Annotated in this window: 14 protein-coding genes and 1 pseudogene; 5 read left to right on the plus strand and 10 right to left on the minus strand. The window is 50.0% G+C overall.

Going from position 1 to position 15461, the window contains the following annotated elements; all coding sequences use genetic code 11:
* Positions 1 to 12: 12 nt before the first annotated feature.
* The 5 genes from NWF31_RS10010 to NWF31_RS10030 are packed head-to-tail and all read right to left on the minus strand — an operon-like array spanning position 13 to position 5049.
* Positions 13 to 855: a TIGR04282 family arsenosugar biosynthesis glycosyltransferase gene (locus NWF31_RS10010; RefSeq protein ID WP_258360360.1), complete on the minus strand. Its 843-nt coding sequence runs from the start codon at positions 853 to 855 to the stop codon at positions 13 to 15.
* Positions 856 to 1344, minus strand: a complete 489-nt coding sequence (locus NWF31_RS10015) for a GNAT family N-acetyltransferase (RefSeq protein ID WP_258360361.1) — start codon at positions 1342 to 1344, stop codon at positions 856 to 858.
* Positions 1334 to 2293 (minus strand): NrfD/PsrC family molybdoenzyme membrane anchor subunit, encoded by a 960-nt coding sequence (nrfD, locus tag NWF31_RS10020; RefSeq protein ID WP_258360362.1) that lies wholly within the window; start codon positions 2291 to 2293, stop codon positions 1334 to 1336. The genes NWF31_RS10015 and nrfD overlap by 11 nt, the downstream gene beginning before the upstream one ends.
* A gap of 12 nt (positions 2294 to 2305) precedes the next feature.
* Positions 2306 to 2848, minus strand: a complete 543-nt coding sequence (locus NWF31_RS10025) for a 4Fe-4S dicluster domain-containing protein (RefSeq protein ID WP_258360363.1) — start codon at positions 2846 to 2848, stop codon at positions 2306 to 2308.
* 5 nt (positions 2849 to 2853) lie between these two features.
* Positions 2854 to 5049, minus strand: a complete 2196-nt coding sequence (locus tag NWF31_RS10030) for a molybdopterin-containing oxidoreductase family protein (protein WP_258360364.1) — start codon at positions 5047 to 5049, stop codon at positions 2854 to 2856.
* Positions 5050 to 5574: 525 nt separating this feature from the next.
* Between NWF31_RS10030 and NWF31_RS10035 the strand changes: the two genes are divergently transcribed.
* Entirely contained in the window at positions 5575 to 7653 is a 2079-nt protein-coding gene (locus NWF31_RS10035) for a sigma-54-dependent Fis family transcriptional regulator (RefSeq protein ID WP_258360365.1), read from the plus strand.
* Between the two features lie 99 nt (positions 7654 to 7752).
* On the opposite strand, the gene NWF31_RS10040 is transcribed toward NWF31_RS10035, so the two are convergent.
* Entirely contained in the window at positions 7753 to 8172 is a 420-nt protein-coding gene (locus tag NWF31_RS10040; protein WP_258360366.1) for a DDE-type integrase/transposase/recombinase, read from the minus strand.
* Positions 8173 to 8271: 99 nt separating this feature from the next.
* Between NWF31_RS10040 and NWF31_RS10045 the strand changes: the two genes are divergently transcribed.
* The 3 genes from NWF31_RS10045 to NWF31_RS10050 all read left to right on the plus strand — a co-directional run bounded on the left by NWF31_RS10045 (position 8272) and on the right by NWF31_RS10050 (position 10304).
* Complete coding sequence (locus NWF31_RS10045; protein ID WP_258360367.1) at positions 8272 to 9732, plus strand: transposase; 1461 nt, start codon at positions 8272 to 8274, stop codon at positions 9730 to 9732.
* Between the two features lie 111 nt (positions 9733 to 9843).
* Complete coding sequence (locus NWF31_RS15015) at positions 9844 to 10164, plus strand: transposase (protein WP_422880273.1); 321 nt, start codon at positions 9844 to 9846, stop codon at positions 10162 to 10164.
* Positions 10107 to 10304 (plus strand): hypothetical protein, encoded by a 198-nt coding sequence (locus NWF31_RS10050; RefSeq protein WP_258360368.1) that lies wholly within the window; start codon positions 10107 to 10109, stop codon positions 10302 to 10304. The genes NWF31_RS15015 and NWF31_RS10050 overlap by 58 nt, the downstream gene beginning before the upstream one ends.
* A gap of 249 nt (positions 10305 to 10553) precedes the next feature.
* On the opposite strand, the pseudogene tnpC reads toward NWF31_RS10050, so the two are convergent.
* Positions 10554 to 11503 (minus strand): annotated as a pseudogene (gene tnpC / locus NWF31_RS10055) (IS66 family transposase); the annotation flags it as partial.
* 274 nt (positions 11504 to 11777) lie between these two features.
* Entirely contained in the window at positions 11778 to 12533 is a 756-nt protein-coding gene (locus NWF31_RS10060; RefSeq protein WP_258360369.1) for a hypothetical protein, read from the minus strand.
* A gap of 852 nt (positions 12534 to 13385) precedes the next feature.
* On the opposite strand from NWF31_RS10060, the gene NWF31_RS10065 reads away from it, so the two are divergent.
* On the plus strand, positions 13386 to 13646 hold the full coding sequence (locus NWF31_RS10065) for a hypothetical protein (protein WP_258360370.1): 261 nt from the start codon (positions 13386 to 13388) through the stop codon (positions 13644 to 13646).
* A 372-nt stretch (positions 13647 to 14018) separates the two neighbouring features.
* Here the strand turns inward: NWF31_RS10065 and NWF31_RS10070 are convergent, their stop codons facing one another.
* Together NWF31_RS10070 and NWF31_RS10075 are read right to left on the minus strand one after the other, a co-directional pair.
* Positions 14019 to 14645, minus strand: coding sequence for a nuclear transport factor 2 family protein (locus NWF31_RS10070; protein WP_258360371.1), 627 nt, complete (start codon positions 14643 to 14645; stop codon positions 14019 to 14021).
* A 55-nt stretch (positions 14646 to 14700) separates the two neighbouring features.
* On the minus strand, positions 14701 to 15261 hold the full coding sequence (locus NWF31_RS10075) for a hypothetical protein (RefSeq protein ID WP_258360372.1): 561 nt from the start codon (positions 15259 to 15261) through the stop codon (positions 14701 to 14703).
* Between the last annotated feature and the right edge of the window lie 200 nt (positions 15262 to 15461).

Below are 15461 nucleotides of genomic sequence, written 5' to 3' on the forward strand. Positions count from 1 at the left end.
TAATGCTGACCTTTACCGCTCCGGCGGCAGGGCGGCTGCTTCGAGACCCAGCTCCCGCAGAACTGCCAGGGTACGCCGGGGCACCATCACGCCAGAATCAGTCGCAGCGGCAAGTTCCAGGGAACGCAGTACGGGAATGATGCTGGCTAAATCGATGGGGATATCTACGTCGGGAACCATCTCCAGGGCGGTAAAAGGTATCTTTTTTGCCACCGCTTTATTAACCAGCATATCCAGGGCCGTTATACCGTCGCTGTTGTAAAATACGCCGTAAAAATCAAAGGGTGTAGTCCAGGTGTAGCCTACCAGGGAAAATCCCCCCTCCTGGCAGGGCGCCTCGACAAGGGCCGCCCCCATGTCCGGTGTTGAATTGCTACCGGCCTGCCGCACCGCTTCCCGCCCGGCCTCACTTTGACTGAACCTGGCTAAAGCGGTAAAAGCCTTTTTCAGGGTAGCCGGCTGCAGTGTGGGTAGATCCCCGCCGATGATAACAACACTATCGGCCTTTCTTTTTCCTCCTTGGGGTTTGATAACATAATCGGCGGCAAATTGCATACAATCATCGAAGGAACCTCCCCTGTCGGCAAAGATACCATTTATCCTTTCCGGATAGGCCAGGCCTTTAAGGAGGGATTGGAGGTAAGCGCCGTCGCCGGCGGCATCATGACAGATCCAGAGTTCGGCACCCTCGTCCTCGCAGGCCGACAAGGCAACTTCGATAACATCAAGGAGACAGGCCTCATAGAGTATCTTCGCTTCTTCGGTTGTTAGAACCCCGCCTCTTTCCTTTGTCAGGCGGGTTTTGATATCACCGCTTCTGGGTACTTTGGTAAAAACTACTACCGCTTGGCGCAACTAACTAACCTCCTGTATATAAATCATGGGTACCGGCCGGCAGGCCTCCCGTTCCGGACAGTCGCGGCACTGTTCCCTGTAAATTGTCGCCAGGTCAGAGAAATGGCAGTTCCGGAAGCCGTACCTGCGGTAAAATCCCGCGGCCTCACCCCTGGCAATTGTCGTTACACGGTAAGAGACGCAGCCACCGGCCGGCGAACTGTCGCAATAGGCCCAAGGTTTTTTGATTAACTCCAAAAGCAACATTCCTCCTAATCCCCGGCCCCTGGCTTCTCTCTTTACCGCCAGCAATTCCATGTGAAAAGCATTTTCCTCCAGCCAGGTTATTTTACCTCCCGCAAAGATTTTCCCGCTCACCTTGATCACGGCGTGTTGTTCCGGTTCCCCGGCCAGGTCCATCCCCCAGTCCAGCAATAATGCCCGTAACTCCGGGCCGTCTTCGGGCCGGGCCAGGGTCACTTCCGCCCGTGCCCGCAAATTATTTACCATTGAGCCAGGCCGCCCTTTCCTGCCATGTCTGCTCCAGTCGTGCGGCCAGGACGGCTATTTCCTCTTCCTGGTACCACTCGTTATCTTCACCCGGAAGACTTACCCGGACGCCGGCCTGGAGAAAGGCAGCTCGCAGGCAGGCTTCTCCTGCCAAAACAAACAATGATTTTATGGCCAAGATACCGGCACCGCTGCCCCCGAAATAAAGGAAGCAAGGGATGATGTGCCCGCAGACAACAATCCCCCACCAGAAAATATTTTTCAGGCTGCCGCTAAGAAGCGTTGCCACCGAACGGCGGGCCTCCTCAGGGGCGGCGCGCCGCATCCCCATAATATAAGCCGCGATTAAGATTACCTTGGTGACGATCAGGGCCAGAAGGATTTTATCCAGGAGGGCAATAGCCGGAGCTATTGATGCCCCGGTCACGGCCGCCACCAGGATTACCCCCGCCAAACCGGAAGTAAGGGCCGCTGTCAACCACAGGGGTACCAGGGCGCTACCGTTCCAGAAGGAGCGGCCCCGCGCCTCGCCCAGCTCTAAGCCCGGGTACATAACCAGGGCCACGGCGAAAATAATGCCCAGGAACCCGATAACCCGCCGCCCGGCATTTGCCCCGGCCCAGGGAAAGATATCAAACCAAAAGCTGGTATAAATTGCCGCCAGCACTATGAAGCAGGCTAAAAATAAGGCCCCTTTGGTCATAATTGACTGCATACGGCTGAATACTAAAAGAAAGCGCTTTTTGTTGCCCAGCTCGGCAAGTAATAACAGGCCGCCCAGGCCGGCAACTGCCAGGCCCAAAAAACTACCTGTGCCACTTGCCTTACCGTCAAGGGGCGAGGAAATGATATCCAGGAAAGCGATGACGGCAAAGACCATGGCCCCCAGGGCGGCGCAAAAGAAGTAACCGGCAGCCAGCCTGCCCCAAATTGCCTGTTTATCCTCCATAACAGCTACCTCCTAGGGAAAAATATAATATACCGAAGGTTTCGTGCCCAGGTGGGGGTACAGCGGCCGGGCATTGGCCTGTTTAAGCAGTGCCGCCACTTCGCTGCCGGGATCGTCTAAATCCCCGACATGACGGGCTTTAAGCTGGCAGGTTTCGACACAGCGCGGCATTTCCCCCTGCTCCAGCCGTTCATAGCACAGGTGACACTTTTGCACGATGCCCTTATCCGCCTCGAACTGGCGCACGCCGTAGGGACAGACCAGCATGCAAAACTTGCAGCCGATACAGCGTTCCCCATCTACAATGATAATCCCGTCCGGACGTTTCTGGCTGGCACCGGTAGGACAGCCGTCGACACAGGGAGCATCCTCACAATGCATGCAGGGCCGCGGGAAAAAATGCGAAACCAGCAGGGGAAAATCGCCTTCCGGCCCGACAGTTAATACTTTATTCCACGTTTCACCCAACGGCAAATTATTCTCGATCTGGCAGGCAACGGTGCAGGCATGGCAACCAACGCACCTGCGCAAGTCAATAACCATTCCCCAGTGCATAGCTTTCACCCTTCCACTTTAGCAATCCGGCATAAAACCGACCTGGTACACCAGCTGCCGCAGGCTGGATCGCAGGTATCGGGGTCGTCATCCAGGCAGGCATTAATATTAGATTCCCAGACGCCAAAAAGCTCTCCTGCTCCTTTTTCCGGATACCACCATCCCCGTTCCGCCTGGACTACCCCCGGTGGTATGGCGGTAGTGATTTTAGCCCTTTGCTTGACTTTTCCTTTCGGGGTTTCAATCCACACCCAGTCGCCTTCTTTAATGCCAAGTTTTTGGGCCAGCTCAGGGTTAATGGCCACCCTGGGTTGCGGATGGAGAAGGCGCAGGCGCGTTATCTGGCGGTGTTCGGAATGGTAAAAAGGCATAAAGCCCCCGCCCGCAATGAGTATCAGGGGATAATCCCGGGCCAGCTCCGGCGTGGCTTCCGGGCTGAAAGGAGGCTCGACGTAATGGGGTAGCGGGTCATAGCCCAGCGTTTCCAGTATTGAACTTTTCAGCTCCACCTTACCGGAGGGCGTGGCAAAGCCTTTTTCCACGTATTTGTAGTACTCCCTTGGGGCAAAATCAAAACGTACTCCCTGGACAAAATCTTCATAGGTTTCCAGTCCGTACCCCAGCGCTTCCAGGCGGTACTGAAATACCTCTTCGTTGGTCAGCCACGGCCAGTATTCCTCCTGCCCCATCTTGATACCCAGGGCGCGCCAGAAGTCGTAGTCGGTCTTCCTCTCATATAAAGGCTGCACGGCCCTTTCCGAAGCGATGAGCCAGTCGGAAACGCCATAGGTTGTCGTCAAGACCGGCCTTTCCAGCCAGGAGGCAGCCGGCAAGACATAGTCGGCCATCAAGGCCGTGGGGGTAAGCCAGTAGTCCATAACCACCAGCAGGTCAAGTTTGCTGAGGGCTTCATATACCAGCCTGGAGTTGGCATAGGAGGTGAGGGGGTTATCGGCAAGGACGATCAGGGCTTTGACCGGATAGGGTTTGCCTGTCAAGATGGCCCGCCACAGTACAGGGGGGCTGGCCTCGCACATCCACTCGGCCGGCAGCCCTTTTCCCCAGACGCGTTCTAACTGTTCATTTAAAAGCTTATATCCCGGCCAGGTGCTAAGTTTAAACCTGTCCGCGCCCAGTTGCTTTGCCCGCTGCTCCTCGGGCAGCAATTCGTTGAGCTCCATCTCAACGTCAGTAATAAATGTGGGATGGGGCCCGGGCATGACATCGCCGCCGGGAACGTCGAGGTTACCGCAGATAGCCCTCAACACCGCCCTTGCCTGGGCAACGGCACTGGTAGCCCGGCCGAGCTGGTCGGTGGCTACCCCCCACTGGATACAAGCCGGCCTCGAGGTGGCATAAGTCCTGGCCGCCATGGCTATCTTTTCGGCGGGCACCCAGGTCTTTTCTGCCGCCCATTCCGGTGTATACTCCTGCACCCGTTCCCGCAGTTCCTCAAAGCCGACCGTCCAGTTCTCGACGAAATCAGCATCATATAGTTCTTCATTGATAATGACGTTAAGCCAGGCCAGGGCCAGGGCGCAGTCGCTTCCCGGGCGGATGGGTAACCAAATGTCGGCCCGGGCCGCCGTCTCGCTGTAACGCGGGTCAATGACTATGATCTTGGTACCGTTATTTTCCCGGGCTTCTAAAAGCCCCCTCATTTCCGGCAAATACGAGGCGCCGGGGTTATGGCCCCACACAACCACACAGCGGCTGCCCATAATCTCCGGATCAAAGGCGCTCCAGCCGTAAATGGCCGTTTCTATTAAAAAATTGGGTATCCAGCAGACGGGTGAGGTGTGGACCACATTGGGGCTCCCCAAGAGATTGAAAAAGCGACGCCGGGCCCAGTCATCAGTCCGGTTGGTACCCCCGGCAGTGGCGATGCTTTCGGCACCATATTCCTCTTTGTACTTTTTTAGCCGGGTGGCAATGTCCTCCAGGGCTTCCTCCCAGCTGACACGTTTAAATTTACCCTCTCCCCGTTCCCCGACACGTTTAAGAGGATAGTTTACCCTGTTGATGTGGTTGAGGTGATCCATCGCCGCAGCACCCCGGGGACACTGGGCTCCCTGGTTAAAGGGATGCTCCGGATCGCCCGTCACTTTTTTAACGACACCGTCTTCAACGTGCACCAGCATGCCACAGTTCATATGGCAGAAATAGCATGCCGCCTTTTTGACTTCAATGGTACCAGCCATTTTTTTACCTCCGCTCGCAACTACTTGCCCTTCAAGTTAAATACGTTATACGTTAATACAACCCTCATGCAGTGCGGGACCTGCTGTTTGTGCCAGGCGTAATCCCTCCCAACAATATATAAAAGGATCTTGATAATCTGATTTGTATGTGCGATGATTAATCTTAAAGGGTTAATTGCTTTATAAAGTATATTAACCTTCTCGCCCTCCCAGGCAATGGCAAAAGCTTATGCCCGTCAATATTTAACATTCACTTCCAGAGACGCTTGCTGGACCAGGCCCCCCGGACACCATAACGGTACTTCCTCATCGATTAATAAATAATTTGCAAAAATCATGCCAGCAAAAAGTAAAAAATAAGGTCTTCATTAAAACGCCGGATATTGCTTGATACAATATTAACTAAAGTAAGTTCAAGCCACTTGCGAGATAAAAGTTAAGCTTGATATTTTCCCTTTTTGATACAAGACATTCTCAAAAAAGAGAAAAATCTTCAGGATGTTACCTTTTTTTAGGAGGGTCGGTATGGAAGTTATCAGGCCTGATATAGCCTGTGCCGATAGCCGGGGCGATTTTATGGCAAAATCTTTCGAGTATGACCTATTCCAGAGGCGCTGGCAAGAAATTCACGAGTGTAAACAGCGCTTTCTCAAGTACAATGAAGACCCACGGACTTTCACCTGTTTGAGCCCCGAGGTTGCCGATTCCTGGCTAAGATCATACAAAAATAATATCGATCCCTTTGCCGCAAAGATCGGTGATAATATACCTGAAGATAAACTGGATGCTTTACTTGAAGAAAACAGCATGTTGATTGCAACCACTAAAATGCTCATAAATGCCTTTAAGCACCTGCTTAAAATTTCCGGCTACATGTTATGTCTCCATAATGCCAACGGCACCATTCTCTACCATGATGGAGACGCCAATGAAATTTCCTTTTTTAAATCAATAAATGCAGTAGTTGGGGCTGTCTGGAACGAATCAACCTCGGGCACCATCGCCCACGGCCTCAGTATGATATTAAGATGCCCGGTCCAGTTAATCGGCCCTGAACATTACTGCGTTGCCCTTGAGGGTTCTATCTGTTCAGCTGCTCCCATTATGGATGAAAAAGGCACCCTCATTGGCACCCTGACCCTGGTACAGGCCCTGGGAGAACGACCCTGGGAAAAAAACCTGAAAAATTTACAATCACATACCCTGGGCTGGGTAGCCTCCCTGGCCGTAGCTATCGAAAACAGCCTTAAACTCGAAGAAAAAAACCGCAGGTTACTAGTGATGAATAATACCCTGGAAACAATTCTCGCCTGCATCGACGCCGGGATTATAGCCGTCGATTGCGATAACAAGATAATTAAGGCTAACCAGGAGGCGGCCCTCATACTTTCTCCCGGTGGTGGTAAAGTTGAAGGCAGGGACATCAGGGACTTTGTGGACGACAGAGTAATGCAGGCATTAACGAGCCGCAAGCCTGTTAGCTACCTGGAAGCAACTATTCGCGACAGGAAAAAGGAACGCCAATGTATATTCAGCCTCCAGTTTATACCGGGCCAGAAAGAAAAGCATATCGAAGGAGCCATCATCCGTCTCAACACGGCTGAAAAAATCAACACCCTTGTTAATGTACGAACTGGTGCAATGGCGAAGTACCATTTTGACGATATTATTGGCACCAGTGCCAGCTTGAACCGGGCCAAGGATCTAGCCCGCAAGTTCGCCGGGGCCGGTGAAAATATCTTATTAACAGGTGAAAGCGGCACGGGCAAGGAACTGTTTGCCCAGGCCATCCACAATCAATACCGGCCCGAAGGTCCTTTCGTTGCTTTGAACTGTTCTGCGATTCCCAGAAACCTGATCGAAAGCGAGCTCTTCGGCTATGAGGGCGGGACTTTTACGGGTGCTGAACGCAATGGAAGACCGGGCAAGATTGAACTGGCCCACAGGGGGACACTTTTCCTCGACGAAATAGGCGATATGCCCATTGAAACCCAGGGCACGTTGCTCAGGGTTTTAGAGGAAAAACGCGTAATGCGGCTGGGAGGCAGGAAGTATATTCCTGTTGACTTTCGCGTCATAGCTGCAACTAACAAAAATCTCTACCAGATGGTGCAAGAAAACCAGTTTCGCCTCGACCTGTACTTCCGGCTGGCGGTTCTCAAACTAGAAATACCTCCCCTGCGGCAGCGACGTGAAGATATTTTACTGTTATGCCAGTATTTTATCGAATACTACTGTAAAAAGACAGGACATGTATTACCAACTATAAGCCCGGCTGCAAAAAAAATAATTTTGGAGCATGAATGGCCCGGTAACGTCAGGCAGCTGGAGAATGCTATGATTTATGCCGTCAACATGTCCCAGGACGGGCTTATTGACGTCCAGCACCTGCCTAACGAGGTAGTAATGGGAACGGCACAGAAAAGTGCAGGCATTCGCAGCATAGAGGGGATAACCTCAATGGAGGAAGCCGAAAGGATAGTTATCCAGAATGCCATGGCTTATACCGGCAACAACATCCCTAAAGCCGCCAGGCTCCTTGGCCTCGGTAAATCGACCCTGTATAGAAAGCTGAAGCAGTACAACCTTAATAGCACGCTTTAATATACATTGGGTCACTAGCGTTGCATAAAGAAAAAATAAACTTGTCAAGGGCCAAGACGCCCAAAGATCTGGACTTCCCCCGGAAAATAGGACACCAACTTAAGCCACTTTTCTCGGGTTATCATAGTTTTTCTCGAATTCTTCCGGTGTCTCATACCCGAGGGCTGAATGTAACCTGAATCGGTTGCGATGTACTCGAAGATTTCCAGCTCGGCTTCTGCCCGGGTTTTTAAAGTGCCGCTGGTATACGAGTTCCATCTTCAATGTTTTAAAGAAGCTTTCCATTGGGGAGTTGACCCAGCAATCTCCCTTGCGGCTCATGGAGCAGGTAAAGCCATATTGCTGTAAAAGTTGCTGATAATCAAAGCTCGCATACTGGCTGCTGCGGTCGGAGTGGACAAGCAATCCCTGGCCTGGCCGACGGTTGGTGACGGAATTATTTAAGGCCTCAATCACCAGTTCCCGGCCGAGATTATCCCGCATTGAATAACCGGTAATCCTTCTGGAATAGAGGTCCATAAGCGTTGTGAAAAACCCAATCTAAATAGCAGGTATTAGACAACCAACATCGAAACCTTATTAGTAATCACATCTATTTTACAGGAGAGAATTTCGATATTGGGACGTACGGAAAACCTGCGTCGGCAAATAACTATCCAGGTTGTCGATATAGAAAGCCTGATCCCGGCGGATTACTACCTCCGCCGTATTGATGCCGCAATTGATTTTTCATTCATCCGTGACAGGGTAGCCCATTTGTACTCCCATACCGGGCGGCCATCGATAGACCCGGAAGTAGCTTTTCGCCTCATTACCCTGTCATACCTGCTGGGTATTTCCGAAAACCGCCTGTTCACGGAATTACCCCTGCATGCCGGCTATCTGTGGTTCTGCGGTCTGGACTTTAACAGTCCTCTACCTGATCGAACCACCTTGGTCAGAGCCAGAAAGCTCTGGCGTAACCACGGTTTATTTGAGGTGATCATGCGCGAGATTGTGCGACAATACGTGGAAGCCGGTTTGGTGAAAGGCGACATATTGGCCGCCGACGGCACTATTATTAAGGCAAGAGCAGCGATAAAAAGCCTGGAAGCGTTCACCCCCCAACCGATAGATAAATACCTTGAAGAACTCAAAAAACAAGATGAGAAAGAGCTGGAAGCTATCACAAAATCAGAGGACGAAAGCGAACCTCCAGGTGGCGGTGACCCCCCGGTAAGGGGTGATGGGCAAAGTGATAACAAGCCAGAGGACCAAACTTTACAAGACGTTAAACCTTCCAGGGAATTTTCCGGGAGGAAAGCAGGCGACCCGGATCTTCATGGGGAGAAGTTCAGCAACGCCACCCATCGTTCCGCCACCGACCCCGAGGCCCGGCTCTTCCGCAAAGGTCCCGGCAAGGAAGCGAAACTGGGCTATTTAGCCCACAACCTGCTTGATGTTCGCTCGTGTGTTGTCATCGACGCCATGGCAACACAGCCCAATGGAGCATTGGAACGGGCAGCCGCTCTGGAGATGCTCAAAAAAGCTACTCTCCTTTTACCACCTTTATCCCCTGAAAAAGGAAAACGCTCCTTCTTGGGTGACGGTAATTACACTGCAGGAGATTTCCTGGCGGAAGTGATTGCGTTAGGCTATCAGCCCCTGGTACCCATGGGAAACGTCCGGCTGGAGCCGTTACCGACCTGGAAACGCCGTACCTATAACCTATCAAATTATATAAAGCGCAAAGAACGTATACGGATAGCCAGGGCTAAGAACCTGGCCCGAACGCTAAAACAAAGCAGGGAATACCGCCGTACCTATCGTTATCGTGTCCGTATCGAACGCGCCTTTGCCGAGGCCAAAGAACATCATGGCCTGGATCGGGCCAGGAGCTATGGCCTGGCTGCGGTAGATGAACAGGTGAAGATGACTGCAGTTGTACAGAATATGAAACATCTGGCTAACTGGATTTGGCGTCGGAAAAAACGTGCGGCGAAGGTAATGGAAATAACCCGAACTGCGGTAACCGCCCTGCAAGAAAGAATGGTCCCTCTGCAACAATTTCTATTTTATTGTGTTTTTGCCTGCTGGTAACTGTGGTTTGAAGGGTTTCTCACAGCACTTTCATGCGCCGGCCTTATAAGGGAAAAGCCTCTCTGGCTAAAGAAACCTATCGTTTAATTGGGGTCCTGGACCGGGACACCAATGAGTATCACCTGTACCTTACCAGCCTTTCTCCAGAGCAAATTAAGCGCGGAAGATGTAGCAATTTTATATGGAGCTAGGTGGAGTGTAGAACTGATATTCAAAGAACTGAAACGTATTTACCAGTTAGACGTAATCAATAGCGGCAAGAATGAGGTTGTGGAATCTCTGGTACTAGTAGCAATGCTGACGTTGGTAGTAAGTCACCGGGTACTGAACTTCATGCGGCGTATAGCCCGGAAAAAGGGAACCGCTGGACCACCATGCGATGGGCTGAAGTCTTTTACGCCTCATCCGGTCGCTTGCTGGAGCGTGTACTGAAGGTCGCCGGTATCGAAGACGAACCCCTGGAACTCCTATACTTCTATCTGGTGGAAGGGGTAGATCCCAATGTTAAACGCAAACGCCTTTTAGATCCCTGGGTGCAGACAGGCAATTTCCAGGAGAATAACTTGCATTAATTTACATTTTTGGTTAACCGATCACCAATGCTATATTATAGTGTACTACATAATCATCAAGTTTTAATTCTTAATTCGGGTGCCTATGCAATTTTTGATTTTTTGACTTCCACGAAACCGGAAACCCTTGATTTATAAGGCTTCGTCATCTTAAAAGCAGTCTTTTTTGCCTAGCAACTGTCGAACTCGGGCTTTACGTAAGCATAAAATAACCCCCACCTGTTATCTAGGGTAGGGGCTAAAACAAGCTTAATTATTCATCCGGCAGATAGGGAGCAGAGTTTTCGACCACGGCAGGAGTTGATCCAGGGCATCTTTATCCTGGATATCCAGGTTGGGGAGTTGTTCAAAAAGTAAATGAGGTACTGGAAGGGATTTAACCCGTTTTCTTTTGCCGTTTCTATAATGCTGTAGGTAATGGCGCTGGCTTTGGCACCCCGCAGGGTGTTGGCAAACAACCAGTTCTTGCGGCCGATGACGAAGGGCTTGATGGAGCGCTCGCTGCGGTTGTTGTCGAGTTCCAGACGCCCGTCTTGCAAGAAGGCTACGAGTTTATCCCACTGGCTAAGGCAATAGTAAATTGCCTGTCCAAAGGAACTTTTGGGCAGTACCCGGGCTTTTTGGTTTTTAAGCCACGCCAAAAAGGCGTCCAGCACGGGCTGGCTGCGCACCTGGCGGATTTGATAGCGTTCTTCCGGTGTTTTATCTTTCAACTCGCACTCTATGGCAAAGAGCCGGTTGCAGTACTCCAGCCCCTCCCGGGCGGCTACGGGTTTGTTGCGTTTATCTTCCGGCAGGGCCTTTAATGCTTCGTCAAACTTTCGACGGGCATGGGCCCAGCAGCCGACCAGGGTGACATTTGGTAGTTCATTGTAGCCGGCGTAGCCGTCGACGTGTAAATAGCCTTTAAAACCTGCCAGGAAGCGGCGGGGGTGTTTGCCGGCCCGGGTGGTCTGGTAGTCGTAAAGGATGATGGGAGGTCCGTCCCGCCCGGTACGGTAAAGCCAGAGATATGATTTGGTAGCAGCTTCCCGCCCGGGTTCCTGCAGCACCTGTAAGGTGGTCTCGTCGGCATGGAGGATATCTCTTTTAAGAAGGTATTCAAGGTATTCATGGAGGCGGTCATAAATATGGGTTAGCCAGGTGTTGGCTCCATAGAGCATCCAGTTGGCCATTGTCTGCCGGGAAAGGTCTATACCCAAACCACCCTTTTCAATGAACGAAACTCTGGCCTATCTACAAGAGACTAATACTGCATTATTGACAGCATACCGGGGGCTCCGCTATGCTGTCAATAATATTTTGTACAACATGCCATTTCCGACACGGCTTACGAGAATTAGCTCAATGTCATACTCTTAGACTTTCCCCCACTCGATATTTTCTCTGGTGTGATCACAGGGTCTAAAGCCCGATAAGGCGCACGAGGGAATCTCATGCCCCGTTTCATCTTAATAACTCTTGGTTGAACCCTTACTGGCCAACGCCTAATAATTCTACTTCTTCATCTGTAAGGGTAGCAATAAAATCTTTCAACCGTGCTATGCCTTTCTCAGTTGCGAAACACTGCCCATCTTTAATTTCCATGTAACCGACTAGCTCAATTTCTTCTGCTAAGGGACGCAGCATCTCTGGTACTAAAGGCGGATATATATCCATAATTTGTTTTTCCGTAAACTTGCTGGGAATTTTATCTAGGTTGATGCCAGGATTCTTAATAACTCTATCCAGGATACACATCTGCCTGCGGAAATAGGGAACATCGAAACCTTTATCTGAAAGATCAATTACTTCAAGTTTAAACAAACCCGCTGTTCTGAGATCGGGGCACAATACTGTAACATCCTTTGCTACTACTCTTTCTTTGGTCGGTGGCCAAACAAATGCATCTGGCGGCAATAAATTCCGCATGTGTGTTGGTGGCTCAATAATGGTCTTTAACACATTCCTAAAGCCCAAGCCATCATATTTCTTCAAGCTTAGATCTTTCACACTTGGAGGAGCATACCAAAATGGATACCAGTAACCGGGATCTACATAACGAGGACCAGCCACATGCATCGCCATCGCTTTTTGCACCAGAGGCGGAAAGAGATCGGGGCATACTCGACCAATACACTTCTCACCATCAAAAATGATTTCATCCCCAAGCTCATAACAAAAATGGCACGGGTACTTGTCTGGTTCTCCAAGAAATGCAACTAGTGTAGCTTTTACCTTGTACGACACTCATAATCCTCCTTGCATTATAAATTTTGAACTAAATAATGTAATAGGTATTATTACCCTCACTGCTTATAGAATAGCGGCACCTCCTCCCGTAAAATAACAGTAGGTTCTCGGAAACTGCCAAACGTTGGTACTAAAGTCCTTGAGAAAGGGCTTTTATTTTTTTCTCCCCATCCCCCAGGGGGTATAGAGAGAAATAGGTGCCGAAAATAGGCGACTGAGCTAGTACATGTGCGATCGAAGTTGTAATGCTTATTTTTTTATTTACCACTGTTATATTTGGCCCTTGACTTTTTCAAAACGCCACCAAAATGGAGGTGGAAATATTTTCTATACCCTGTTTGAGGTGGTGTTTTGTTTATGCTCCTTACTTGTCGCTGTCACTCTGAGTTCCAGCAGTTCCTACGGAAAAGATTACCTTCTTTGGCTCTTTTGGAGCCGATAAGATTGTTGTCTTTCTCCTCCCAGTTGGCCAAGGTCTGGCTTCTTAATCTGGACCCGGCCATCCCTTTATTGCTGCCCCGTTATTCTGCTTCTGGCCGCCCGGCTGTGTTCGACCCGATCGACTTGCTGCGTTCTTTGGTGTTAATGACCAGTTTGAAGGTCCCTGGTATTTCGCAGTGGGTCGCTATGCTTAAGCACGATAAGGTCCTCGCTATCCTTTCGGGTTTTGAACCGCATAAGACGCCTGGTGTCGGTACTTTTTATGATTTCTTCCACCGCTGTTGGCTGGAGGATAGAACGAAAATCCGCAACCGCCGCCGTAAGCTGCGTCCTCCTTTGGTTAGGCCCAAGGATAGAATGAAGTCCGGTCAGAAGCTTACCCCAAAACACCCAGGTGTCGTTGGGAGAATGGTGAAGCGGGCCCTTCAGGGCCGGTCTTTTAGCCTCAGGCCGGAGAGATTGATCCAACTCATCTTTGCCCGGTCTTGTGTGAACCGTTCCATAGCCCTGGGCCTTATCCCTGACCCTCTCGCTTTAATGGTCGCCGGTGATGGTTCGCCTTTGCGCACGGGCTCCAGTCCCGCTGGCGTGAAGGTCTGCCATTGTCGCGAACAGGGAACTTTCCTCTGCTCCTGCCCCCGCCGTTACTCCGACCCCGACGCCTCCTGAGGGTGGGATAGCTACCGGAATTCTTTTTTCTATAAGGGTAGCTTTGCTATTCTCTTTTTGTCTCTCTTTTTCCCTTTATTTCCCATTTATGGCTTATATTTATTGTTGTTGCACAATCGCTAATCTACCCGCATAAGTTCCTTTGTATTTTTTGCCTTCCCTTCCCCTTTTTGTTTTGTTACCCAGTTTTACCCGGGGTTTTCTGGTGGTTTACGAGAGCTTACATAACAATATCATGCCCTTTAAAATTTCTATGCAATATCCGTTCCAACAAAATCCTGCTCGTCAGGCCAAAAATTTTGACAGACATCATTGTGGTTTTTGTCCATCTTCAAATCAATTCACCACTATATTTAAGCTAAGTGAACCCTGCTAATCGAACTTCTTCAAGTCCTTTAGTTTAGGCAGTGTTGCCCAAAGCTCCTCACCGCGTTTTGAAAGATCATATGGATTCCAAAACTGGGAAGGTCCGTCTGCCATTTTTCCGGAGACTTTGGATAACTGTGTTCCGACTGCCTGCTTGGTCCATCCTTTATCATATGGTGTGCGGAACAAGGGGACAAATGCATGATGCAGTATCTTCCAGCCGTCATCCTCGCGGATGTAGTCGTCTATGAATGTTCCCCAAATCCAAAGGGCTTCCTTGTTTTGGGGATCAGTGGCACAGCCAGGCGAAAAGGCCACAGAGTGTGCAAATTTGCGGTCTTCGGAGATTTCAATGACCGGATTTGAGCAAAGATGCATGGTAAAAGCACCGGGAGTTTGCTTGACAAAATCCATAAACTTCATGAAAAAACGCTCATGAACGTGCTCTTTCCCTATATAGACCCCGCTGTCAGACGCCTGAATTGAGACATCGTCTCTTGTCTGTGAAAAACACTCCTCGAATATATGTTCAAAATCCATTGTAACAAGCATATAAACATACTTGTTCAGTAGCTGCTGAATAGCTATCATATCTTCGATATATGCCAGACGACGATCCAAATCCTTTTCCATTTTTAGACCTCCTCTATTGATTTATTTAGAGATATATCAATTATTAATGCTTCTGCTATAACTTAAGGGCTTCAATTACGTCGGGGGTTGTCTCTGCTTTAAATCTTGCAACACGCGCGGCGCCATCCTCGGTTATGGTGATGACCCCATCCTTGACAATAGCAAAATTAAGCAGTTCTAGCTCATCGATAAGAGGAAGTATCATCTCGCGCACCAAAGGCGGATAAATCTCCATGCGTTCAAAGTCATCATAAAGGTTGCCTATTTTTTCGACTTCATAGGAACCGCCGGCCTTTATTATGCGGTCCATCATGGTCATCTGACGCCGGAAGTAAGGCAAATCCTGACCGCAATCCGCCAGGTCATAGACTGAAAACTTAAACAAACCGCTGGTTCGCACATCGGGGCAGAACATTGTCACATCTTTGGCCACGATCCTCTCAGGGCATGGAGGCCAGTTAAAGGAATTGGGGTCCTGAAGGCTGCGCAGATGATACTTCGGTTCTTTGATGGTCTTGAGAACAGGATCAAACCCATTTCCGTCATAAACCTTCTTCTTTGGGTTCACCACACTTGGTGGTGCATACCAAAAAGCGTAATAGTAAGCTGGATCCACATATCTTGGGCCAGCAACGTGCAGATTGGCAAGCTTTTATGCCAGTTCAGGAAGCATGTCCGGACAGATTCGTCCACGTATAACCTCGCCGTCGAAGGTGATTTCATCACCTATACTATACATGAAATGGCAGGGTTAGCGTTCGATATCTCCCACCCAGGCAACAAGGGTGGCTTTGGATTTGAAAAGCATAATTTATT

Origin of the sequence: Neomoorella sulfitireducens (genome assembly GCF_024733845.1) — a bacterium.
Classification (GTDB): domain Bacteria; phylum Bacillota; class DSM-521; order Neomoorellales; family Neomoorellaceae; genus Neomoorella; species Neomoorella sulfitireducens.